Annotated in this window: 1 protein-coding gene; it reads left to right on the top strand. The window is 62.1% G+C overall.

Features of this window, described 5'->3' with window-relative positions:
• Window positions 1–7: 7 nt before the first annotated feature.
• Window positions 8–1,465: an adenosylhomocysteinase gene (gene ahcY / locus E1181_RS31060; protein WP_132679967.1), complete on the top strand. Its 1,458-nt coding sequence runs from the start codon at window positions 8–10 to the stop codon at window positions 1,463–1,465.

Raw genomic sequence — 1,465 nt, 5'->3', positions numbered from 1 at the left:
GGAAGTCATGAGCGTCAAGTTGCAGAAGGTCAACGGCCTGGAGTTCGCCGTGAAGGATCTGGGTTTGGCCGAGGCGGGTCGGCACCAGATTCGGTTGGCCGAGCACGAGATGCCGGGTCTGATGGCCACGCGGAAGGAATACGCCGGTTCGCAGCCGCTCAAGGGTGCTCGTATCGCGGGTTCGTTGCACATGACGGTGCAGACGGCGGTGCTGATCGAGACTCTGGTGGCCTTGGGTGCTGAGGTGCGGTGGGTGTCGTGCAACATCTTCTCTACCCAGGACGAGGCGGCCGCGGCGGTCGTGGTCGGCCAGGGCACGCCGGAGGCTCCGGCGGGTGTTCCGGTGTTCGCGTGGAAGGGCGAGACGCTGGAGGACTACTGGTGGTGCACGGACCAGTTGTGGGAGTTCGGTGACGGCAAGGTCGCCAACATGATCCTCGACGACGGTGGCGACGCGACGCTGCTGGTGCACAAGGGTGTGGAGTTCGAGGCCGCGGGTGCGGTGCCGCAGCCGTCGGCGGAGGACCCGGAGGAGTTCAAGGTCGTTCTGGAGACCCTGCGCAAGTCCGTGGCCGCGGACAAGCAGCGGTTCACGAAGCTGGCGGCGGAGATCAAGGGTGTTACCGAGGAGACCACGACCGGTGTTCACAAGCTGTATGAGCTGGTGAAGTCCGATGGGTTGTTGTTCCCGGCGATCAACGTCAACGACTCGGTGACGAAGTCGAAGTTCGACAACAAGTACGGGTGCCGGCACTCGCTGGTGGATGGCATCAACCGCGCTACCGATGTGCTCATCGGTGGCAAGGTCGCGGTGATCTGTGGTTTTGGTGATGTGGGTAAGGGTTCGGCGGAGTCGCTGCGGGGTCAGGGTGCCCGGGTGATCGTGACCGAGATCGACCCGATCTGCGCGTTGCAGGCGGCGATGGAGGGTTACGAGGTCAAGACGCTTGAGGATGTCGTGGAGTACGCGGACATCTTCATCACCACGACGGGTAATTACGACATCATCAAGGCCGAGCACATGGCCAAGATGAAGCACCAGGCGATCGTGGGCAACATCGGTCATTTCGACAACGAGATCGACATGGCCGGGTTGGAGAAGACGCCGGGTGTGACCAAGCAGGAGATCAAGCCGCAGGTCCACGAGTACACCTTCGATGATGGGCACAGCATCATCGTGTTGTCGGAGGGTCGTTTGCTGAACCTGGGCAACGCCACCGGCCACCCCAGCTTTGTGATGTCCAACAGCTTCACCAACCAGACGATCGCGCAGATCGAGCTGTTCACCAAGCCCGGTGAGTACGGCAAGGACGTCTACGTGCTGCCCAAGCACTTGGATGAGAAGGTCGCGCGTCTGCACCTGGACGCTCTGGGTGTGAAGCTGACCAAGCTGACCAAGGAACAGGCCGCCTACATCGGCGTCGACGTCGAGGGCCCCTACAAGCCCGAGCACTACCGCTACTGA

This window comes from Saccharopolyspora terrae (genome assembly GCF_004348435.1).
GTDB classification, from domain to species: domain Bacteria; phylum Actinomycetota; class Actinomycetes; order Mycobacteriales; family Pseudonocardiaceae; genus Saccharopolyspora; species Saccharopolyspora endophytica.
Note: the sequence above shows the minus strand (reverse complement) of the source record. Positions and strands in the feature narration are given on the sequence as shown.